We start from the raw sequence: 20,504 nt of genomic DNA, 5'->3' as shown, positions 1-20,504 counted from the left end.
GGTCTGCCAGGCTAGACAGTTCATCAGTGGTCGCAGCCGTCTGCCCGATCACCTTGTTGTCATCGCTTGTTTTTGCGCCATGCCCCGAAAGGACACCAGCAACAGGCTGACCAATGCACCGGCGACCGCGATGGCCATGTCCTTTTGCGAGTCCCAAGGGTCGTTCTGTGCGCCGACGAAGGCGTTCGCCGTGTCATTGCCCAGGAAGGCACCACCGATCCACTCCACCAATTCATATACGGCGGAGGTCGACAGCATGATGTTCAGGGTCACGAAAAACAGCCAGAACCCGCGCAGCGACGTCAGGCGCCACAGGACTTCGCGCACCGGATAGGCCAGCAGCAGTCCGTAGCTCAGATGCACCAGTCGGTCGTAGTGATTGCGATGAACGCCTGACGCCTGCTCGAAACTGAAACCCAACCACGCCGAAGACCAGTGATCGTAAGGCACCAGGGAATAGGTGTAGTGGGCACCCAATTCATGCACGCATAGAAACGCAAACACCAGCGTGATAGACACCGCAGACAAACGAAACCGACGCGAAACCGCCACCAGCGTCCCCACCAGCAACAGCACCAGCAGGTTCTCCAGCGCCCAGTCCACCCGGCTGCGGGGAGCAAAACCCGACACCACGACAATCACCAGAAACACCATGAGCAACGTCAGGTCGTGCCGTAAACGCGGGCCAGGCTGCATGGCGCAATACCTCGAAGTCAGGGCATCGCCCTTTTAACTTCGAGGCACGGTCGCCGGGCAAGTTCGCTTTTTCCCTCCATCGCAAATCTGGCAAAAACAAAAAGGCAAATGGCTGTTGGCAGGACGGCAGGCGTACAAGTTCTGATTCAAGCTTAGAGCCACCACCTTACCTGTAGGAGCGAGCTTGCTCGCGATAAACCTGAGAGCGCCGCGGGGCACCTGCCAACCAGCGTTATCGTTGACGACCATCGTCGGAACGCCGCCCGGAGCAAGCTCGCTCCGACAGGGTTTTGCGTTGATCAACTGCCCTTCCACTCCCGTGGGCTGAGCCCGGTCTTGCGCCGAAACGCACGGGCCAGCGCCGAGGGGCTTTCGTAACCGACTTCCTCGGCAATCAGCGCAATCGGCCGGCCCTCGCGCAAGCGTTTCTGCGCCAGGCTGATGCGCCAGCTCACCAGGTAATCCACCGGCGTCTGCCCGACCACCCGGCGAAAATGTTCGGCGAAACTGGCCCGCGACATGTTGGCGGCGACCGAAAGCTCGGCCACGCTCCAGGCCTTGGCCGGGGTTTGATGCATCAGGCTCAAGGGGCGCGCCAGGCGCGCATCGGCGAGGCCGGCCATCATGCCCGGTTGCTGGCCACCCGTACTCAGAATGTGCCGCAGCAACAGAATCACCAGCAATTCAAACAATCGGTCCATCACCGCTTCACGCCCGCATGTACCGTCAAACGCCTCGTTGAACAGCCATTCCAGGGTCCCGGCCAGCGCCGGGACTTCATCGAGCTTGAGCACCAGGTAATCAGGCAGTGCCGTCGCCAGGGCATTGCCCGCACCACCGTCGAAATCCAGGGACGCGCAGACCAGTTGCGTGCCGGACGCTTCTGAAGCGAACAGACGATGCCGATAGGGCCGGGGGAAAAAGATCAGGGTCGGTTCGGTCAGTTGCAGATCCGGTTGATCCCCCAACCTGAGCCGCAACTCACCTGCTTGAAGCAGGTGCAAATGACCGCTGGCCTGTTGGCCGTCGAAGGCGGTGGTACCGCAAAACGTGCCGCTATGGAACGTGCCGGCATTGACGCCAAAGTGTGTGAGCAACGTGGACAAGCGATCCATGACAAGGCTCCCGAAGGCATTTCTGGACGATCTGTCGCATATCCTCGACGATTTGCACCCAGTACGTCAGACCTTCTCCCTAACATGAGCTCCATACCCGGCGCATTTCGCGCTTCACACCACGGAGTATCACCATGACCCGCATTGCCCCGATCAGCCTGGAACACGCCACCGACGCCACCCGCCCGCTACTGGAAGGCGTGCAAAAGAAAATCGGCTTTTTGCCCAACGTCTTCAAGGTACTGGCCCACGCCCCGGCGGTGTTGGCCTCGTACCTGCAAAACTCGGCCGCACTGGGCAAGACATCCTTGAGCGCCACGGAAAAAGAAGCGGTGTTCCTCGCCGCTTCGCAGGTCAACGGCTGCGACTACTGCCTGGCGGCCCATACGCTGTTCGCCGGTAAGGCCGGGCTGTCAGGCCAGGACATCCTCAGCGCGCGTCAGGGGGAACTCAATGCCTATGCCACCCTGGCCCGCCAGGTCACCGAAAGCCGTGGCCATCTGACGGTCGAACAGATCGCGGCAGCCCGTGCTGCCGGTATCGGCGACAGCAAGATCATTGAAGTGATCGCCCACGTGGCTGCGCAGACGCTGACCAACTACCTGAACAATGCTGCGCTGACCGACATCGACTTCCCGGCCATCGACGCCTGAATGACTTGAGCGACGGAGTATCCACCATGAAAACCGTGACCTTGTACACCACCGACACCTGCCCTTATTGCCGCAACGCCAAGGCCTTGCTGGCCAGCAAAGGCGCGGCGATGCAGGAGATAAACATTCAACGCGAGCCAGGCAAATTCGAAGAAATGCTCAGCCGCAGTAACCGCCGCAGCGTGCCGCAGATTTTCATCGGCGACACGCACATCGGCGGCTTCGACGACCTGGCTCGGCTGGACCGTCAAGGCGGGTTGATGTCGATGCTGGCCTGAGTTGGTCAGGTATTGGTCTTCAGCCTGCGGGGCGGTGATGCAGTGGTTCACCGCGCAAGCCACTGCGCCGTCCGCCAAATAACCCCCAGAAACCTGATGTGGGAGCGGGCTTGCTCCCACAGGAATCAATCATCCTCATGCAACTTGATGCCGCGTTTATGCAACACATAGGGCACCACCAGCACCAGCAGCGTCAGGGCGAGGAAGAACGCCGAGATCGGTTGCGTGACGAACACCATCCAGTCGCCCTGGCCGATGGACAAGGCGTTACGCAGTTGTTTCTCGGCCATCGGCCCCAGCAGCATGCCGACGATCACCGGAGCGACAGGGAAGTCGAACCGCCGCATCAGCACTCCGCCCCAGCCAATCGCCAACATCAGAATCAGGTCGAAAGATGAGTGGCGCATGCCATACACGCCGATGGTGGCGAATACGAGGATGCCTGCGTTCAGGTACGGCCGGGGGATTTGCAGCAGTCTGACCCACAGCCCCACCAGCGGCAGGTTCAACACCAGCAGGATCACGTTGCCGATATACAGCGAGGCCACCAGCGTCCAGACCAGGTCGGCGGAGGTTTCGAACAGCATCGGCCCCGGTTGCAGGTTGTAGTTCTGGAACGCGGCCAGCAGGATCGCCGCGGTAGCAGAGGTCGGGATGCCCAGAGTCAGCAACGGCACCAGGGACCCGGTCGCACTGGCATTGTTGGCCGCTTCGGGACCGGCGACACCTTCGATGGCACCCTCGCCCTTGTTGGCGGAAAACTCCTTGGGGTATCGGCTGAGCTTGCGCTCGGTGGAATAGGACAAAAAGGTTGGAATCTCGGCGCCACCGGCCGGAATCGAACCAAACGGAAAACCGATCAGCGTGCCCCGAAGCCACGCCGGCACCGAGCGTTTCCAGTCCGCGCGGGTCATCCACAATGAGGTCAGGCGATGCCGTCCTTCGTTTGATTCCCCTTGATAGAGCAGGCTGTACAAGGCCTCGCCAACCGCGAACAACCCGACCGCCACCAGCACCACTTCGATACCGTCGACCAGTTCGGGCACGCCGAGGGTGTATCGGGCAATGCCCGAGGTCGAGTCCAGGCCGATCAGTCCGATGGTCAGCCCGACGCCGAGCGAAGCAAACCCTCGGAGCATGGAAGCGCCAAGCACCGCCGACACGGTGGTGAACGAGAGCACCAGGATCGCGAAGTATTCGGTCGGGCCGAAATTCAGGGCCAGCCTGGCGACGATGGGTGCAAACAGCGTCAGCAAAATCGTGGCGATGGTGCCGGCGACGAATGAGCCTATCGCCGCCGTTGCCAGTGCAGGTCCGGCCCGACCGTTGCGCGCCATCAGGTTCCCTTCCAGGGCCGTGACCATGGAAGACGATTCACCGGGGGTGTTGAGCAGGATCGAGGTGGTGGAGCCACCGAACTGTGCGCCGTAATAGATACCGGCGAACATGATCAGCGCGCCAGTGGGGTCGACCTTGGCGGTGATCGGCAACAGCAGTGCCACCGTCAGCGCCGGACCGATCCCCGGCAACACGCCGATGGCGGTGCCGAGCAGGCAGCCGATGAAACCCCACATCAGGTTGATCGGTGTCAGCGCCGCTGAAAACCCCATCATCAGGCTTGAAAGAATGTCCACGGTGTCGATCTCCCCCTCACATCCACATGTTGATCAGCGATGGCAGGGAAACCCCGAGCCCGGCGTTGAACAGCCAGTAGATCGGCAGGGTCAAGGCAATGCCTATGGCCAGGTCCCGCAGCGGATGACGGCTACCAAACCCCCGCGCCGAACAGGCGAACAGCAACCCGGCGGCCAGCACAAAACCAATGAGGTTGATCAGCACCGCCACCCCCACCAACCCTCCAGTGACCCAGGCGGCGCCGGATTTGCCGCCAGGGATCGCACCATTGCCGCTCTCCAGTTCGCGAAAACCGCCGGTGAGCGCCTGATAACTCAGCAACAGGCCCACCACGCCGAGAAACCCGGCGACGATCCAGGGGTAGACGTAAGCCGGCAGAATCACGAAGCCCATCTCAGCTGGAAAGCGGTTGGCCCCCACGGCCAGCAAGGCGCCAAGGGCGATCAGTCCAAGGCCGATCGCCAATTGCGTCGGTACGATTGCGCGTGACCCGGCCATCTCAAAGCAGCCCGACCTTGACCAGCATCGCCCGCAGACGCACGTGCTCGTCGTCGACGAATTTGCCGAAGTCATCACCGGTCAACACGCTCTCGGTCCAGGCATTGGTTTTGATGTTGTCTTGCCAGACTTTGCTTTTGCTGGCGGCCACGACCGCGTCGGTCACTTCTTTACGCTGCTCGGCTGTGAGGTTCGCAGCACCGTAGACACCGCGCCAATTGCCGATGATCACGTCGTAGCCACTTTCCTTGAGGGTTGGCGCATCGATCCCCGGGACACGCTCGGGCGCACCGATGGCCAGCACCCGGATCTGGCCGGCCTTGATGTATTGACCCAGTTCGGCGTAGCCCCCAGTGAGCACCTTGATCTGGCCGCCCAGGGTCTGGGCCACGATTTCACCCCCGCCGCCGGTGGCGATGTAATTGACCTTGTTGACCGGGACATCCAGTTTGCCCGCCAGTTCGGCGATGCCGATGTGGTCGATCGACCCCTTGGAACCACCGCCAAAGGTGACGCCGGTGGGCTTTTCCTTGAAGTCCTTGATCAGGTCATCGAGGGTCTTGTAGGGCGAGTCCTTGCGCACGGCAATCACGTTGTATTCGGTAAACAGACGCGCAATCGGCGTCACATCCTTCAGGCTGATCTGCGGTTTGTTCTGTTCGATGCCCGCGACCATGATCGCGCCGACCACCAGCAATGCGTTCGGGTCACCCTTGGTGCTGTTGGCAAACTGCGCCAGCCCCAGGGTCCCGCCCGCCCCGCCCTTGTTCTCGAAGGTCACGGCCTTGGCCGTGTTGGCTTCGATCATGGCCTTGCCCAATACCCTGGCGGTCTGGTCGTAACCACCGCCCACCGAGCCCGGGGCCATGAATTTCACGGTATCCAGCGCGAAGGCTGGTGCGACAAGCATGGCAGCGGTCAAACCAGCGGCCATGCTGCGACTGAAACGACGGATCAAAGCGGACATGGGCATCTCCTGATTGCATTGTTTTTATAGGTGCCGTTTGCCCATCGAGGTGCTCGATGGGCATGGGCCTGCGAACAAGCTTAGGCCATGGATCCGCGGGTTGATCCGTTTTAAAGCGCTCCTACAGGGGGCGCGGTGTTCAAACCGGCGTTTCATTACAACTTTGTCATCAAGCTGTTGGTCGGCTGTCCGGATCGCCTCGTTAACCTGAACTCACTGTCAGGCCAACCACCGGCAGCCACCCTGCCCTTGTAGAGAGAGATTCGTCATGAAAATGTTGATCCTTGGTTTTGCCGCCCTGCTCGCCACCGGCTCGGCGTTTGCCGCAACTCCATCCGCTTCACCCGTCATCCACGACAAGGACGGCTTTTACGTGGACGTGGATGTGGCCAAAGTGCTGTCCATGACCGACCTTTCCGGCAAGTGCGGCATCGTGCCGGCGCAGTTCAACTACCTCGACCACCAGGGTCGCGAGCACCAGCTGGACTATCGGGTCCAGGGCGTGGGTTGCATTGGTGAGAACTGATCGGATGCCTGTATTGACGATTGATCGGGCTACACTTGCGCCACTGGCTTGCCCCTGTAGCCCGACCGAATCAGGCAGACTTTCATGAACATCCTCGTAGTCGAAGACGAACCCAAGGCCGGCAATTACCTGCTCAACGGCCTGCAGGAACTCGGATACACCGTGAGCCTGGCGCGGGACGGCGTCGATGGCTTGCACCTGGCCCTGGAACACGATTTCGATGTGATCGTGCTGGACGTCATGATGCCGAAGATGGATGGCTGGGAAGTCCTGCGCCGTTTGCGCAAGGAAGCCGACACACCGGTGTTGTTCCTCACCGCCCGGGATGACATCGCCGACCGCATCAAAGGCCTCGAGCTGGGCGCCGACGATTACCTGATCAAACCTTTTTCCTTCGCCGAACTGGTGGCACGCCTGCGCACCCTGACCCGGCGCGGCCCTACCCGGGAAGAAGAACACCTGCACGTCGACGACCTGCAGATCGACGTGCTCAAGCGTCGCGTCAGCCGCGCCGGCAATCGCATTACCCTGACCAACAAGGAATTTGCCCTGCTGCACCTGTTCGCCACCCATCAGGGCGAAGTGCTGTCACGCTCGATGATCGCCTCGCGGGTCTGGGACATGAATTTCGACAGCGACACCAATGTCGTCGATGTCGCGGTGCGCCGCCTGCGCCTGAAAATCGATGATCCGTTCCCGCTCAAGTTGATCCACAGCGTGCGCGGCATCGGCTACCGCTTCGACACTCAACCCTGAACGCCCCCATGAATGCGATGACACCGCTGCAATCCGCCTCCCGTCTCAGCCACTCCCTGACCCTGCGTCTGGCGTTGGTGTTTGCCCTGCTGGCGTTTGTCTCGCTGGCGCTGCTGGGTGTCGCGCTGTACCGCGACCTGGAGCGCGAGTTGATCCGTCGCGACGACATTGCCCTGATCACCCGCATCGACCAGTTGCGTACCTTCCTCAACGACAGCAATACCCTGGACCTGATCAAGGCCAAGCCGGCGCTGTTCCAGAACATGATGGGCAACCGCGAGGCCCTGCTGACCATCGGCACCCCTGGCCAACCGCCGTTGCTGGTAGTCAACCCGGGCAACCTGAAAATGCCGGTGCTGACCCCGGTGGCGATGGATCATCGCCTGACCCTGAACGACGTGCAGCATTTGCCCAACGTCAATGGCGTGCCGTTTTCCGCCCTGGCAGCGACCATCGACTCGGGTGATCTGGGCAGCCTGCAAGTGGTGACCGGGCGCTTGATGACCGAACGCACCGCCGTGCTCGCCGACTACCGCTTCAATGTGTACCTGTTCGCCAGCGTCGCGGCGATTCTGCTGTCGCTGTCCGGTTATGTGCTGGTGCATCGCGGCCTGTTGCCCGTGCGGCGCCTGGCCCGTCACACCCAGAGCATCGACGTCGGCAACCTCAACGAACGCCTCGACAGCCAGGGTGCGCCACTGGAACTGTTGCCGATGATAGACGCCTTCAACGCCATGCTCGACCGGCTGGACAAAGGTTTCATTCAACTGGGCCAGGTATCGACCGACATGGCCCACGAACTGCGCACACCGATCAACAACCTGCTGGGCGAAACCCAGGTGGCCTTGCAGCAGAACCGCAGCACCGACGCCTATCAGCAGCTGTTGGCCTCGAACGTCGAAGAGCTTGAACGCCTGGCGCGCATGCTCGACAACATGCTGTTTCTGGCCCGCACTGATCCGCGCAGTGCCTTGCGCCAGCGTCAGGAGCTGGATGCCGCCGACGAAATGCAACGCATGGCCGATTACTTCGAAGGCCCGGCGGGCGACGTTGGCATCTGCATCAATGCCCAGGGCAGCGGCTTGATCTGGGCCGAGCCCATGTTGCTGCGCCGTGCCCTGGCCAACCTGTGCGCCAACGCCATCAAGTACGGCGCCCCGCATTCCGAGCTGTGCATCCACGCCAACCCGACTGCCGACGGCATCCAGGTGCAAGTGCGCAACCACGGCCCGACCATCGCGCCCCACCATCTGCCACGGCTGTTCGAACGCTTCTACCGGGTCGATGAATCCCGCGAACGCTCCTCCCAATCCAATGGCCTGGGCCTGTCGATCGTGGCGACGATCATGCAACTGCACAACGGTGCCTGCCATGTCAGCAGTGCCAACGGCATCACCTGCTTCGAGCTGTTTTTCCCGGCGCGGCAACAGCATGAGTAACGCCTGAGCGAAGTCCTCCAGGGCCACTTGCGACAAAACATCGCTCAAGGGTGCGTGTCATGGCCTAACCTCATTGGCTAAGTGACTAACAACCCGTCGAGCACGCCGATGTGCAATGTATTGAAGTCAATGATCTGCGTCGCCTTCGCGCTTCTGGCGGCAAGCCCGGGCTGGCTGTTGGCGACCCCCATGGCCGATACCCTTGCCCCCGCCGCCACACCCCCGATCATCAGCATCCCCGACAACGATCTGCTGGGGCTGCAAAACCAGTTGAACAGTCTCAAGCAACAGGTTTCCCTGGCCACCAATTACACCCAACTGGAAAGCGCACAGGACCAGGTGCAAGTACTCATCCAGGATATTGATAATCTGTCCGCATCGCTGCTGCCCGGGCAGGCGCAGTTGCAGGCGCAACTCAACGTGCTGGGGCCAGTGCCCCTCGCCGAGAACGCACAGGTGACGTCTGCCATTACCACCCAGCGAGATACCCTCGGCGAACAGAAAAACAGAATCGATAGCCAACTCAAAACCCTGGAAGCGCTGAAAAAAAGTGCCGCCGAGCTGATCACCCAGATAGCCAGTATTCGCCGCAGCCTGCTGGAAGCTGAAGTAACCCAGCAGACCACCAGTATCCTGAACCCGGCTTTCTGGTCGCCTTTGTTCAATCTTCCGGCAGATGACCGCCAGCGTTTCGGTGCCCTCATCGAGCAACTCGAGGCCACGCACCGGGTGGCCTGGCAACCCGGACAACGCGGGATCACCGCCGCCCTGCTGATACTGGCCCTGGCCATCTGGACCGTAGGGCGACGGTTCGCCGGGCGGGGTCTGGCGTGGCTGTGCATCCATCGAATGCCTGAAGGCCGGTTACGGCGCAGCTCCCTTGCCTTGGCGTCGGTACTGGCGACGGTGCTGACCGCCGGCATCGCCCTGCAATTGCTGCACTTTGCCGGGACCCGGCAACTGCCCTACACCCCACTGCTGAACGACCTGGCGCAGTATCTGGAAAAGCTGGCCTATACCTGCGTGCTGATCACCGGATTGAGCCGCGCACTGCTGTCAACCAAACATCCCTCATGGCGCCTGCCCGATATTGCCGATCCGGTGGCACTGGCGATGGCGCCCTATCCGAAGCTGCTGGCAAGCCTGCTGCTGGTGCTGGTGACCCTGGTGCAGATGAGTAATGTCACCGGCATGAGCACCGAAGTGGTGTTGCTCGGGCGGGGCATCGTGGCGTTGGTCGCGGCCCTGGTGATCGGTGCGCTCCTGTTGCGCGTCAGCAAGACCCGCAGAGACCTGATCGTTGCCGGAGAAGCCCCCGAAGGCGTCAGAACCTCTGCCGGCCTGATTTATGCTTTTACCGGCGCAGCCGTGGTGGTGTCCCTGTTCGCCCTGGTGATCGGCTACGTGACGATGGCCCGGTTCATCACCTATGAACTGGTCTGGATATTCATCATCTTCGCCGGTTTCTACCTGCTCACACAGGTGTATCAGGACACCTGCGATTACCTTTTTTCACCCCGGCAACCCACCGGCAGGACCATCAAACAGCTGCTGGGCATCGGCAATCCGCGCCTGGAGCAGATCTGCACCCTGTTATCCGGGGCCGGCCGCGCCATCCTGATACTGATTGGCCTCATTGCGCTGTTTGTCGGCGGGATCGGTACGACACTCGGGCAACTGGTTACAGGCACTGTGGCCGTACTCGGCGGTGAAGGGCTGCGCAAGCTGAACATCGTCCCGGACAATTTGATGCATGCCCTGCTGACACTGATGATCGGTGTCTACCTGATTCGCACCCTGCGTCGCTGGCTGGATAGTGAGTTCCTGCCGAAAACCGAGATGGACCCGGGCATGTGCGCCTCGCTCAGCACCCTGTTCGCCAACATCGGTTACGTATCCGTCGTCCTGCTCACGCTGGCGTCGCTGGGGATCAAGTGGACCAACCTGGCCTGGATCGTCAGCGCCCTGTCAGTGGGTATCGGCTTTGGCCTTCAGGAGATCGTGAAGAATTTCATCTCCGGCCTTATCCTGCTGACCGAGCGCCCGGTGAAGGTCGGCGACCTGATCAGCATCAGTGGCGTCGAAGGCGATATACGACGAATCAATGTGCGGGCCACGGAAATACAACTCGCCGACCGCTCGATCATGATCGTGCCCAACTCGCACCTGATTTCGCAGAACCTGCGCAACGTCACCCTCGGCGGCAGCGCCCAGGGCGTGGTGATACTCGAACTGATGTTCCCGCTGGACATCGACCCTGAGCAAGTACAAAACCTGCTGTACGACACCTTCACCGAACACGAATCCATTCTGGATAAACCGGTGCCATTTTTGCGCTTCAGTCAGCTGAAACCTGAAGGCATCACGTTGACCATCACCGGCTATGTCGGCAGCCCACGCACGGTCGGCGCGATCAAGAGCGAGCTGCTGTTTGAAATTCTCAAGCGGCTGGGTGCCGCTGGCATTGAACTGGCGAAACCGCCTGCTGCGTGATGCCCGATCACGCGGCAGGCGGTCGCTACATCAATGCGCGATGCACACCGACTTGAGCTCGGTATAAGCCTCGATCACCGCACGGCCGAACTCGCGACCCATGCCCGATTGCTTGACACCGCCGAACGGCATCGCCGGGTCGAGCAACACGTGGGCATTGACCCAGACGGTGCCGGCCTCGATGCGGGGCACCAGGTTCATGGCCTTGCTCAGGTCGTTGGTCCACAGGCTGGCGGCCAGGCCGTAGCGGTTGTCGTTGGCCAGTTCGATCACGGCGTCTTCGTCGTCGAACGGCATCACGCCCAGCACCGGGCCGAATACTTCTTCGCGGGCCACGGCCATGCTGTGGTCGATGTCCGCCAGAATGGTCGGCTGCACGAAGAAACCGTCGCCTTGCAGCAACTCACCGCCCGTCACCACCCGTGCACCTTCCTTGCGCGCCAGTTCGATGTGCTTGAGTACGCTTTGTTGTTGCTTGCGCGACACCAGCGGGTTGATCGCCGCGTCGCCGTTCATGCCCGCGCCAATCGGCATCGCCGAGACGGCGGCGGCCAGGGCTTCGACAAACTGGTCATGGATCGAATGGTGCACATAGAAACGCGAGGCCGCTGCGCAGACCTGGCCGTTGTTCAGCAAGCCACCGAGGATCGCGCCTTGCACGGCTTTTTCGATGTCGGCATCGGCGAGCACGATCATCGGGTTCTTGCCACCCAGTTCCAGGGAGAAGCGAGTCATGTTTTCCATGCATGCCACGCCAACGCTCTTGCCCACGGCTGTGGAACCGGTGAACGACACTTTGCTCACCAGCGGATGCGAGGTCAGCACGCCACCGACCGAGGCGCCACCGCCGGTGACCACGTTGAATACGCCGGCCGGGATGCCCGCTTCCAGCGCCAGTTCGGCCAGGCGCATGGCGGTCAACGGGGTTTCCATCGCCGGTTTGATGATCACTGTGCAACCGGTGGCCAGGGCTGGCATCAGCTTCCAGGCCGCGATCAGCAGCGGGAAGTTCCACGGCACGATGCCGACCACCACACCCACCGGCTCACGCTTGGTGAACGCGGTGAACCTGGCTCCGGGCGGCAACGGGATCGACACGTCGAAGGTCTGCCCTTCGATCTTGGTCGCCCAGCCGGACATGTAGCGCATGAATTCCACGGTAGCATTCAGGTCCAGCGCGCGGGCCATGTTGATCGACTTGCCCTGGCTCAGGGTTTCCAGCTGGGCCAGCTCTTCGGCGTGCTCTTCGACAAGACGGGTGAAGTTCAGCAGGATGCGTTCACGGTCCGCCGGACGCAGGCTCGACCACACGCCAGACTTGAAGGCCTTGTGCGACGACTGCACGGCGCGTTCGACGATTTCCAGTGGCGCATCCAGGGTTTCGCACAGGGTTTGCCCGGTGGCCGGGTTGACCACGGCGATGCTGCCGCCCTCGGCAAACACCCACTGGCCATCGATGAAGCAGCCGTGGCGACGTTCGAGGAATGCAGCAACCTGGGGCAGGATTTCAACGTTGCTCATAATTCACCTTTCATTCAGACGATTTGCTCAGGCGCAGATCCGGCCTGATCAGTGTTGTTCTTTGAGGAAGCAGGCGACGGCCTGACGGTCGTCGGCGGAGGCCAGGCCCATGTACGGCATATAAGTGCCCGGCACGTAGGCCTGGGGCTGGGTGATCAATTGCGTGATGTTCTCGGCTTGCCAGTCGACGTCCTTGTCGCGCATGGCCTGGGAGTAGCTGAAGCCCGCCAGCGAGCCGGACTTGCGTCCATACACGCCGAACAGGTTCGGCCCCATCATGCCGGTCGTGCCCTTGGTCACCGCGTGGCAAACACTGCATTCAGTGGCGAACACTTCGGCACCACGGCGGGTGTCCGGGGCGCATTCGGCGGCAGACACCGCCTGAACCAGGGTGAAGGACAGCAAACCGATCAAGGGCAAACGCAGCGAAGTGAACATAAGAAACCGACCTTGAAAATCCGCGCGCTCGCCGCCAGGCGAACGCCAACACTAAAAATGCCAAGGCAGGGAGCTTCGGCAGGTTGGTAGGGATTGTCGGCGGTCGCCGGCCCGCAGGTTTTGCCCTGCGTGCCAGTTGTGTTGGCGGTTGTGCCAGATTGCTCATTAGAAACAGCGCGTGCAGGTATGCGACATCAGGAACTTGTTTTAGCTGAGCTGAGAAGGCGATGAAGTCATGATTTTTTTTGAGTAGAAGGTGCCGTGAACGCGGGTGCAGCCGCCGCGCGGATAAAAGCTTCATCCAGAGTGCTTGCACCGTAAGAGTCCAAGAACTCTTTACCGGAGCTGAACGGCACAAACCGTCGCATGCTAATCATGTAAAAGTTGTCACAGTTGTTCGCAACCTCCTCGATGTTATGTGACGAGACTAGAATTGCCATTCCCTCAGCAGCAGCTCCACGTAAACACTTCCAAATGTAGTGTCTGAACTCAGGATCAACTCCAGCGGTGGGTTCATCCAATATCACCAGATCTGCCCCTACAGCCAGCAATGATAGAGTAAAGAACCAGCGTTTTTCGCCGTAGCTGCAAACAGAAGACTTCTTGTTCCAGATCTCCTTATATCGCTCAATTATTTCCGGGCTCCATACAGCGAGCTTTTTCAAAGCATGCTCTTGCGACATTCGGATGGGAGAACAAAGCAACGTAGTCATTTTAAAGATATCGAACATACGCAGTACGGGTGGAGTCATGATCGTCTGTGATAAATAAAGCTGCCTGACAAACCTATTGACAAGCTGCCCTTCTTTCGCCTTTTTCAAGCCGCACACAATATCGAAAAACGTAGTCTTTCCGGAGCCGTTTGGCCCCAGTAGACCGGTAATAGAGCCTGGAGCCACATCGATAGATGCGTCATTGAATATTAATTTTTCAGAATACCCAAAACAAAGCGACCTAGCTTTTATACTACCCATTAATATCGACTCCACACTGGATTTATGCGCAAGAATCGCAACGTCAACAAGAAAACAGCAACAAAAGAAAAGAAAACCCCCAATATCAATATCGGGTGCCTTTCAACCCCCTCAACCATTATTTTATTTGCAACATACAAAGGATTAAATTCTTTGACAAAATCCAATGCAGGATGTAAATCGCGAATACTTAAAACACCCAGCACAAGCATCCCAAATGACGTCACGGAGAAAATAGTATTGGCATTCTGAAAACTAACAGGTAAAAAGCCCAACAAAACTCCAGGAACACAAAACATGACATAGCAGATATAAAACCTAGAAAAAACCAATAAAAACTCAGAAACACCAAAGCCTCCAAAAGAAAAACGCGTCAACATGTAGAAAGCGGCACAGTAAATCAAAGAAATAAGCGAGCATGCAAAAAATTGCGCCAACATAAATATCAGCTTAGCTTCTGAGGTATATACAAACGACCTAATAAATCCACTTTCCCTTCTGCCTACAATATAAAAGGAGAAGGCAAAAAAAGCGACACTTGAAGAAACATAAGCGTGAAACCAAGAAGTGCTTTCTAAATAGCTCATACCCGAAGGAGAAAGCCCTCCCCTGGAGTACGCCAGCAAATAATAGGTTGCTGCCGGCGAAACAATAATCCAAAAGAGCGCTACAGGTTCTTTTAGCTGTTCCTTTACAAACAACCACGCCAAACTGAAAGATCTTGATATTGTAAAAGCTGTCATGAGTCACCCTTTTCATGGAAATGGAACCATAATCTTTTTCCGCTCAGATAATATCTGCGCCATAAACTTCTCAGAGTATCTATTGCGGAAATTTATCGCCCTAGAGTTATTCATATGCAAAAATAAATCAGGAGAAACATACTTACAGAAAAAATACAAACCACCTTGCATCGCAAGAGAGCTAACATAGAGATAACCATCAATTCGCTGAGACTTGAGCACAGCCAAAAGTCCAGACAAGCTAAATTCAAACGAAGACTCTAAGACATCGGAGCAACGAAACCTGACCGAAGTTATCTCCTTATACACCCCATAGGAATTACAACTTAGAAAATATTTCAAATATGAATCTTTAACCTTTTCAAGGTTACTCTCAGTAGCTCGAAACAAATCAATGAATCTGTAGGTTTGCCACAATTCATAGATTGACTTCTCAAGTGCGCTGCTTAACGTTTCCGCGTACGACATTCCGGCGCAATACCGAACGTGACGCCTATTATCCTTTTGACCGTAAACAGCCAACAAACATATACCAGGATAATCATTATCTGATATATCAATAACGGTAATCTCACCTGACTTACATAGAGCGCCGTATAACGCTTGAGCACGACTTTCACTCAGGACAATTTTGATGTCAGACTCAAGAACCAACCGAGCGCATTCTTTTGTGAGCCAAAATCTTGCCAAAAACTGCCTTTCCAAGTATTCCTTTATCGACCCAAAAGCTGCATTTTCAAATTGGTAGTGAAAACTGCAACCACATGTATCTCGCAGCGGGTATATTACATTCTCACTTTCGATTTTATTATAGTTAAGAGAAATGCATGCTGTAGGTATATGACAGTAAGAAAAATCCGATACACGCAACACCTCCGTCAAGTTATATGAATGTTTGGCAAGCTGTGCGGATGTCAAGTTACCTTCATTGGTTTGAGAAAAAGCATAGATAAATTTCCCAGCCTCCAATCTCGTCAATGAATGATTGATGCCCCCTACTACGTCGGGCTTAACCTCCATATAGAAATGCCGTCTTTCAAAGTACTCACCTAGCCCCGCCTTTATAGAGGAGGTACCGCTTCCTATTCCAGATCCTCCGTTTAACCAAGGGTCTTCCACTTCAACAGAGGACGGAAGAGATAGTAAGCAGGCCGGCTGACAAATCAGCGCACCAGGTAACGTTGAGTAGTGACTAGAATTATATAGAATCACATTGCTCACCAATGAAGTGCACACACATAGGAAAGAAGACAGTTGGATTAAGGCCTATTGCCTTACACAGCATCGTGTCTGTGTACGCGGACCATAACCTGCACCGCAGTCCAAGTTCTTTGGCCTGCAATTCGATCAACATGTAAATGGATCCAACTTCCATAAGCGCAAGTCTGTACCCTCGATATCTGTACTTAAATAATGTCTTGGGTATGTAGACGGCATAAACTATCGCTATACGAGGCGTGCCAATACTATTTGGAGATGACAAAATTGCCCTCTTAAAATCATCGATATTTTGTGTGCCCTGCATTACTTCAAACCTCCTCGATCGAGGTAGTAAATGCAAGATCTTTTCAGGACATGGCCAACTTTCCTCAGCATCCATCAGAGAACAAACAAATATCTCAACTGGATATAGCGCACCACCGCTTGGATATCCACGCTTGTAGCTATCTTTTCTTGATGAAAGCAGAGGAGACATTAGCTTTTCCAGCTTCGAAAAAACTATATTTGTGCTGGAGAAAGACTCACATGATTCATCACGACAAACAACCGACTTAAAATTTAATTCAGAGGCAACAGGGAACTCCAAATTAAGATCCTGGTAAAGCCGCAGTTCGTTTCCGGTCAACTGAGCAAGTTGCTCATCGCTGAGATTATGAAGACGAGTAGCATGCTTGAATGCATCATGGATCGTATAGTTCCCCTTTACGTGAAAATCCAAAGTCTCCGCATGAACAGTTGAACTCATGAACCTCAGATAATAGTCATGGGGTATATACTTCATCCCTGCGCCCTCAAACAGTCACACATATACCAATGAGAGGCCGAGACATCCTTCACGAAGTTCCCATTAAAATCAACATAGGAGTCTTGAAGCACATTATCCTGAAAACGACACTCACTACCAGCATTCGTTAACAGCTTTATTTTTTTTACAATCGCCCAACTACCAATGATCGCTGCAGGATATTTAGCGAATCGGCGGGAACGGCTATATGCTTACTTTTACAGAAATGAAGGAGCCTTGACCAAGTATTCCTACCACTATGATACTCCTCATAATTTATCAGCCTGTCTATACTACAAAAATGACATGGATTTCCAACTTTCGGCAAGTACGGCTGACTAATACAGAAGGAATTACCCGAGCGATAACAAACACTGATCGCACTGTCCGGCGCCACACTTGCAAGATCGAAGTATATTTTCTTTATCAACTCATAATCATAACTCATACAAACGATTACAATGTAGTATTTCTTACTTAATACGACATCCCTGAGCGAATCCGAGATATCACTTATTTCCAACGGGGTATCGATCTCACTTCTTAACATTGCCTCTAGATTGGTGGCTTCTTCCCAATCATGGGCCACAATTGTTTTCTCAAAGTAAATCTCACCTGGGTCTTCTTTAATAGAAAGCGCTTTTTCTAAAAAACCATAGGCAGTTTCTGGATTTAAGCCATGCTCCGACAATATCTCAAGAAACTCAGCCCTTGAAATATTTCTATATTTTTTTAACTTAGTCAAAGCCGCCAACAAAGATGGCGAACTGATTTTCGAAACACCTTTCTTTGAAACCACTAAATCATCAGAGTGAAAATTAAGTATTTCGTAGCTTTGTATATTTAACATCATCCCGCTCCTTTATATGGCTTTTCTGGCCAATGCCAGAAAAGCCATATTTGATGAGTTGTCAGTCGTTATCTGACGATACCTGCGGAGTTACAGCGTTCCCTCCACTCCCACCGCTTCCGCCGCTCCCTCCACTACAACCGCCGCCGCCCCCACATCCACCGCTACCTCCACATCCGCCTTGACCACCTGACCCTCCAGCCATGTGTGGGCATGAGCCGCTTTCAAATTCATCGCCAAGATAAAGAACGTCCCCAAAGCTCTCGCTATTCATCGTTGATTACTCGCTATTAGAGAAAACGTCACCAGAGTTAGTGACACTTCTATATTTATTAACTTCCAGAAGTTGGCGCAAGAGGCAATTTTTTGGAATGTAGGAACTTTCACTCAACATTTAAGGAAAATTCGCTCGAGATATCCGGATCGCTTTTCGTTCACTTTTTTGTTGAAAACACGATACCGCACTAGCGAATATCCATAAGCGCTTAAAATCCAACATCAAAGTTGACTCACAACTGAAACAAACCGAAAGACGCTGGACTCAGCGATCTGTAGGACGGAGTAAGAAACTTCTTTATTTTTCAAAGAAGCTTTTTAAGCTGACCTTTAAATTTCAAAAAAAATACGACGAACGGTAACCTTTATGGTCGTATGCCGTTATGCGGTGAGGGTCTAACTGGCGACGATGGTGTCCGCTACGTTGTTGACTGGGTGTTTGGAGGATGTATTGCCCAGTCCGTGCATCTGGAAAAGAAACGCACTCGCCTACAGAATTGCAAGCGATGCGGAGCTACGAAGGCTAGAGCCGCGTTCGGACGATCATTTGAGCCTATCTTTTCAAAGCAAGGATCAGGCGCTTGGCCAACCCCGCCATCGGAACGGAAGCCGGAATGCGTTGCGCAGGTTTGACCGTGGAGTAACGAAGGTGCTGTTCGACCCACTCCCGGGGCAGTATCAATGACACTGACGGACGCTGTTGCGGTAGACAACGTTACTCGGGCGCGCGGAGTCGATCAGCGTGATATCCCCCGGCAACGGCGTGTTGAAACTGACCTGCTGCTCCATCGCTGCTTCACCGGCAAGCTGGAACGCCACATAGTATTGCGAGCCTTCACCCCGTTCACGATCATGCAGCGTGCGGAACTATCGGGCCTGAGCCACGTCGACAAAACTCATTTTGAGTTCACCGCGGTGGTACTCATCAATCGAGCCCGCAAACTGCGTCCCCAACGGATTGGCACCAAAGCGCCTGCAGACCTGATTGACCCTTTCGAGCCATTGATCAAAGCGCTCGACTTGTTGTGCATTGCTCATCGTAGCCTCCCTCGCATCAGTCGCTGCGATGCGCCCTGTACTTTTCGTTCCTGTCGCTCGCCACCGCGAAATACCGTTGTGGCCACACCAGTTCGTGCACGATTACTGCGCAGCGACCGTTCATGCGCACCAGGAACTGACATCGTGGTAACGCGCCATGCAATCTGGCATGCACAACCAACTAATTGGCAAACAGGGAAAAGGGCAAGGAAAAGTCGGGCCTTAGTATCTAAAAAGACCGCAAACCTGCGCTCAAGAACAAGAACGGATGCCACACCATGCTCAAGTCCCCCTTGCTTCGTCTCTCGACGCTGGCGCTGATGATCAGTGCCGGCAATGCCGGTGCCTATGAACTCTACGCCGATGACGACAGCCATCTGAACGCCACTCTGGAAGCGGTGTTCGGCATTTTCCACAGCCAGGAAAACTACGCCCTGTCCGGCCGCCTCGACGAAGGTTCCTCGTCGTGGCGCGAGGGCTACATCAAATACGGTTTGAGTTTCGACAAGGGCCTGGGCGGTGCGGGCACGGCTTACGGTGCGGGCAACCTGCTCAGCTCCGGCACCTGGGGCGACGGCGATGCCGCCGGCTTCAGCGACGGTTCGGAACGCACCACCAAGTTCGAAGACGCCTACCTCGGCTGGCGTTCCGCGGACCTGTTCGGGGCATTGGGCAAAGACGGCATCGACCTGTCCTTCGGCCGCCAGAACATCGTGGTCGGCGATGGTTTCCTGATCAATGGCGACGCACTGAACATTGGCAAAGGCCTGGCCGACGGCGAATTCAACCGTGGCGGCGCCTACTACCTGGCGGCGCGCAAAGCCTTCGACGAAACCGCCGTATTGCGTCTGGGCGGCAAGGAAGGCTGGCGCAGCGACCTGATGTGGCTCAAGTCCGACAACCGCGCCCAGGCCAAGACCGAAATGTACGTCGGCACCCTGGAGCACGTGGCCGAGGCCGGCACGGTCGGCCTGACCTACATCAAGACCACCGACATCGACGAACAGTTCGCCTCCCCGGCACAACTCGAACGCGACGGCATGAAAACCTACAGCGTACGCGCGGCAGGCAATGCCGGGGTGAAAGACCTGTTCCTCTCCGGTGAATACGCCAGGCAGGACAAACCCCACGCCTCCGACGAAAACGCCTGGTACCTGGAAGCCGGCTGGACCTTCTCCGACGCACTCTGGACTCCGAACGTCAGCTACCGCTACAGCCGCTTCTCGGAAGGCTACGACACCCTGTTCTACGGCATGAGCCGTGGTTATGGCACCTGGTTCCAGGGTGAAGTGGCGGGCAACTACGCCGGGCCGTTCAACACCAACTCTCGCATCCAGAACGTCGGGCTGAAAGTCTCGCCACTGGAGAACCTGAACCTGGGCGCGCTGTATTTCAACTACGACACCATCGACCGCAGCCTGGGCAACACCGATGGCCACGAAGTCGATCTGTATGCCGAATGGCACGTCAACGACCACCTGACCGTGATGCCGCTGGTGGGTATCTACCAACCGGACAAGAGCGCTGACAACGGCGGCACGCAACTGGGTAACAACGACCGGAACGTCTACGCCCAACTGCTGTTCGTCACCGGTTTCTAATT

Annotated in this window: 20 protein-coding genes; 7 read left to right on the top strand and 13 right to left on the bottom strand. The window is 56.4% G+C overall.

Going from position 1 to position 20,504, the window contains the following annotated elements:
- Window positions 1-48 precede the first annotated feature (48 nt).
- On the bottom strand, window positions 49-696 hold the full coding sequence (locus CAF65_RS25845; protein ID WP_085718823.1) for a DUF2238 domain-containing protein: 648 nt from the start codon (window positions 694-696) through the stop codon (window positions 49-51).
- Between the two features lie 299 nt (window positions 697-995).
- Window positions 996-1,811, bottom strand: coding sequence for an AraC family transcriptional regulator (locus CAF65_RS25835; protein ID WP_085718821.1), 816 nt, complete (start codon window positions 1,809-1,811; stop codon window positions 996-998).
- Window positions 1,812-1,945: 134 nt separating this feature from the next.
- Between CAF65_RS25835 and CAF65_RS25830 the strand changes: the two genes are divergently transcribed.
- Together CAF65_RS25830 and grxC are read left to right on the top strand one after the other, a co-directional pair.
- A complete protein-coding gene (locus tag CAF65_RS25830) occupies window positions 1,946-2,464 on the top strand; it encodes a carboxymuconolactone decarboxylase family protein (protein ID WP_085718820.1) in 519 nt (172 codons plus the stop codon).
- 26 nt (window positions 2,465-2,490) lie between these two features.
- Window positions 2,491-2,742 (top strand): glutaredoxin 3, encoded by a 252-nt coding sequence (gene grxC / locus CAF65_RS25825; protein ID WP_085718819.1) that lies wholly within the window; start codon window positions 2,491-2,493, stop codon window positions 2,740-2,742.
- 125 nt (window positions 2,743-2,867) lie between these two features.
- Here grxC and CAF65_RS25820 read toward each other — a convergent pair whose 3' ends face one another.
- The 3 genes from CAF65_RS25820 to CAF65_RS25810 are packed head-to-tail and all read right to left on the bottom strand — an operon-like array spanning window position 2,868 to window position 5,842.
- A complete protein-coding gene (locus CAF65_RS25820) occupies window positions 2,868-4,376 on the bottom strand; it encodes a tripartite tricarboxylate transporter permease (protein WP_085718818.1) in 1,509 nt (502 codons plus the stop codon).
- Between the two features lie 16 nt (window positions 4,377-4,392).
- A complete protein-coding gene (locus tag CAF65_RS25815) occupies window positions 4,393-4,875 on the bottom strand; it encodes a tripartite tricarboxylate transporter TctB family protein (RefSeq protein WP_085718817.1) in 483 nt (160 codons plus the stop codon).
- 1 nt (window position 4,876) lies between these two features.
- Window positions 4,877-5,842 (bottom strand): tripartite tricarboxylate transporter substrate binding protein, encoded by a 966-nt coding sequence (locus tag CAF65_RS25810; protein WP_085718816.1) that lies wholly within the window; start codon window positions 5,840-5,842, stop codon window positions 4,877-4,879.
- 268 nt (window positions 5,843-6,110) lie between these two features.
- On the opposite strand from CAF65_RS25810, the gene CAF65_RS25805 reads away from it, so the two are divergent.
- From CAF65_RS25805 to CAF65_RS25790, 4 genes are all read left to right on the top strand, one after another.
- Window positions 6,111-6,368 (top strand): DUF2790 domain-containing protein, encoded by a 258-nt coding sequence (locus CAF65_RS25805; protein ID WP_085718815.1) that lies wholly within the window; start codon window positions 6,111-6,113, stop codon window positions 6,366-6,368.
- A gap of 84 nt (window positions 6,369-6,452) precedes the next feature.
- Window positions 6,453-7,124 carry a heavy metal response regulator transcription factor gene (locus CAF65_RS25800; RefSeq protein WP_046040381.1) on the top strand — a complete coding sequence of 224 codons (672 nt, stop codon included), beginning with the start codon at window positions 6,453-6,455 and terminating at the stop codon, window positions 7,122-7,124.
- A gap of 8 nt (window positions 7,125-7,132) precedes the next feature.
- Window positions 7,133-8,563: a heavy metal sensor histidine kinase gene (locus CAF65_RS25795; RefSeq protein ID WP_085718814.1), complete on the top strand. Its 1,431-nt coding sequence runs from the start codon at window positions 7,133-7,135 to the stop codon at window positions 8,561-8,563.
- 108 nt (window positions 8,564-8,671) lie between these two features.
- A complete protein-coding gene (locus CAF65_RS25790) occupies window positions 8,672-11,056 on the top strand; it encodes a DUF3772 domain-containing protein (RefSeq protein ID WP_085718813.1) in 2,385 nt (794 codons plus the stop codon).
- A 30-nt stretch (window positions 11,057-11,086) separates the two neighbouring features.
- On the opposite strand, the gene CAF65_RS25785 is transcribed toward CAF65_RS25790, so the two are convergent.
- The 8 genes from CAF65_RS25785 to CAF65_RS28395 form a co-directional block, all read right to left on the bottom strand.
- Entirely contained in the window at window positions 11,087-12,577 is a 1,491-nt protein-coding gene (locus CAF65_RS25785; RefSeq protein ID WP_085718812.1) for an aldehyde dehydrogenase family protein, read from the bottom strand.
- A gap of 48 nt (window positions 12,578-12,625) precedes the next feature.
- Window positions 12,626-13,015, bottom strand: a complete 390-nt coding sequence (locus CAF65_RS25780) for a cytochrome c family protein (RefSeq protein ID WP_085718811.1) — start codon at window positions 13,013-13,015, stop codon at window positions 12,626-12,628.
- A gap of 233 nt (window positions 13,016-13,248) precedes the next feature.
- Window positions 13,249-13,989, bottom strand: coding sequence for an ATP-binding cassette domain-containing protein (locus tag CAF65_RS25775; protein ID WP_085718810.1), 741 nt, complete (start codon window positions 13,987-13,989; stop codon window positions 13,249-13,251).
- The gene (locus tag CAF65_RS25770; protein WP_085718809.1) at window positions 13,989-14,732 is read right to left on the bottom strand and encodes an ABC transporter permease; all 744 of its coding nucleotides are present in this window, start codon (window positions 14,730-14,732) and stop codon (window positions 13,989-13,991) included. The genes CAF65_RS25775 and CAF65_RS25770 overlap by 1 nt, the downstream gene beginning before the upstream one ends.
- 12 nt (window positions 14,733-14,744) lie before the next feature.
- Window positions 14,745-15,944 (bottom strand): YcaO-like family protein, encoded by a 1,200-nt coding sequence (locus tag CAF65_RS25765; RefSeq protein ID WP_085718808.1) that lies wholly within the window; start codon window positions 15,942-15,944, stop codon window positions 14,745-14,747.
- A gap of 938 nt (window positions 15,945-16,882) precedes the next feature.
- Entirely contained in the window at window positions 16,883-17,587 is a 705-nt protein-coding gene (locus CAF65_RS25755; protein ID WP_158090077.1) for an McbB family protein, read from the bottom strand.
- Between the two features lie 954 nt (window positions 17,588-18,541).
- Window positions 18,542-18,682 carry a hypothetical protein gene (locus tag CAF65_RS28400; protein WP_158090076.1) on the bottom strand — a complete coding sequence of 47 codons (141 nt, stop codon included), beginning with the start codon at window positions 18,680-18,682 and terminating at the stop codon, window positions 18,542-18,544.
- A 48-nt stretch (window positions 18,683-18,730) separates the two neighbouring features.
- Window positions 18,731-18,901 carry a hypothetical protein gene (locus CAF65_RS28395; protein ID WP_158090075.1) on the bottom strand — a complete coding sequence of 57 codons (171 nt, stop codon included), beginning with the start codon at window positions 18,899-18,901 and terminating at the stop codon, window positions 18,731-18,733.
- Between the two features lie 278 nt (window positions 18,902-19,179).
- On the opposite strand from CAF65_RS28395, the gene CAF65_RS25750 reads away from it, so the two are divergent.
- On the top strand, window positions 19,180-20,502 hold the full coding sequence (locus CAF65_RS25750; RefSeq protein ID WP_085718805.1) for a hypothetical protein: 1,323 nt from the start codon (window positions 19,180-19,182) through the stop codon (window positions 20,500-20,502).
- The last annotated feature ends 2 nt before the right edge of the window (window positions 20,503-20,504 follow it).

Source organism: Pseudomonas sp. B28(2017), assembly GCF_002113025.1.
GTDB lineage: Bacteria > Pseudomonadota > Gammaproteobacteria > Pseudomonadales > Pseudomonadaceae > Aquipseudomonas.
Note: the sequence above shows the minus strand (reverse complement) of the source record. Positions and strands in the feature narration are given on the sequence as shown.

Excerpts from the sequence above, each read along its gene's own strand:
- CAF65_RS25835 (WP_085718821.1), bottom strand. The coding sequence starts at position 1,811 with ATGGATCGCTTGTCCACGTTGCTCACACACTTTGGCGTCAATGCCGGC.
- CAF65_RS25790 (WP_085718813.1), top strand. The coding sequence starts at position 8,672 with ATGTGCAATGTATTGAAGTCAATGATCTGCGTCGCCTTCGCGCTTCTG.
- CAF65_RS25750 (WP_085718805.1), top strand. The coding sequence starts at position 19,180 with ATGCTCAAGTCCCCCTTGCTTCGTCTCTCGACGCTGGCGCTGATGATC.
- CAF65_RS25800 (WP_046040381.1), top strand. The coding sequence starts at position 6,453 with ATGAACATCCTCGTAGTCGAAGACGAACCCAAGGCCGGCAATTACCTG.
- CAF65_RS25815 (WP_085718817.1), bottom strand. The coding sequence starts at position 4,875 with ATGGCCGGGTCACGCGCAATCGTACCGACGCAATTGGCGATCGGCCTT.
- grxC (WP_085718819.1), top strand. The coding sequence starts at position 2,491 with ATGAAAACCGTGACCTTGTACACCACCGACACCTGCCCTTATTGCCGC.
- CAF65_RS25755 (WP_158090077.1), bottom strand. The coding sequence starts at position 17,587 with ATGTTAAATATACAAAGCTACGAAATACTTAATTTTCACTCTGATGAT.
- CAF65_RS25795 (WP_085718814.1), top strand. The coding sequence starts at position 7,133 with ATGAATGCGATGACACCGCTGCAATCCGCCTCCCGTCTCAGCCACTCC.
- CAF65_RS25780 (WP_085718811.1), bottom strand. The coding sequence starts at position 13,015 with ATGTTCACTTCGCTGCGTTTGCCCTTGATCGGTTTGCTGTCCTTCACC.
- CAF65_RS25845 (WP_085718823.1), bottom strand. The coding sequence starts at position 696 with ATGCAGCCTGGCCCGCGTTTACGGCACGACCTGACGTTGCTCATGGTG.
- CAF65_RS28395 (WP_158090075.1), bottom strand. The coding sequence starts at position 18,901 with ATGAGCAATGCACAACAAGTCGAGCGCTTTGATCAATGGCTCGAAAGG.
- CAF65_RS25805 (WP_085718815.1), top strand. The coding sequence starts at position 6,111 with ATGAAAATGTTGATCCTTGGTTTTGCCGCCCTGCTCGCCACCGGCTCG.
- CAF65_RS25770 (WP_085718809.1), bottom strand. The coding sequence starts at position 14,732 with ATGACAGCTTTTACAATATCAAGATCTTTCAGTTTGGCGTGGTTGTTT.
- CAF65_RS25775 (WP_085718810.1), bottom strand. The coding sequence starts at position 13,989 with ATGGGTAGTATAAAAGCTAGGTCGCTTTGTTTTGGGTATTCTGAAAAA.
- CAF65_RS25810 (WP_085718816.1), bottom strand. The coding sequence starts at position 5,842 with ATGTCCGCTTTGATCCGTCGTTTCAGTCGCAGCATGGCCGCTGGTTTG.
- CAF65_RS25830 (WP_085718820.1), top strand. The coding sequence starts at position 1,946 with ATGACCCGCATTGCCCCGATCAGCCTGGAACACGCCACCGACGCCACC.
- CAF65_RS25785 (WP_085718812.1), bottom strand. The coding sequence starts at position 12,577 with ATGAGCAACGTTGAAATCCTGCCCCAGGTTGCTGCATTCCTCGAACGT.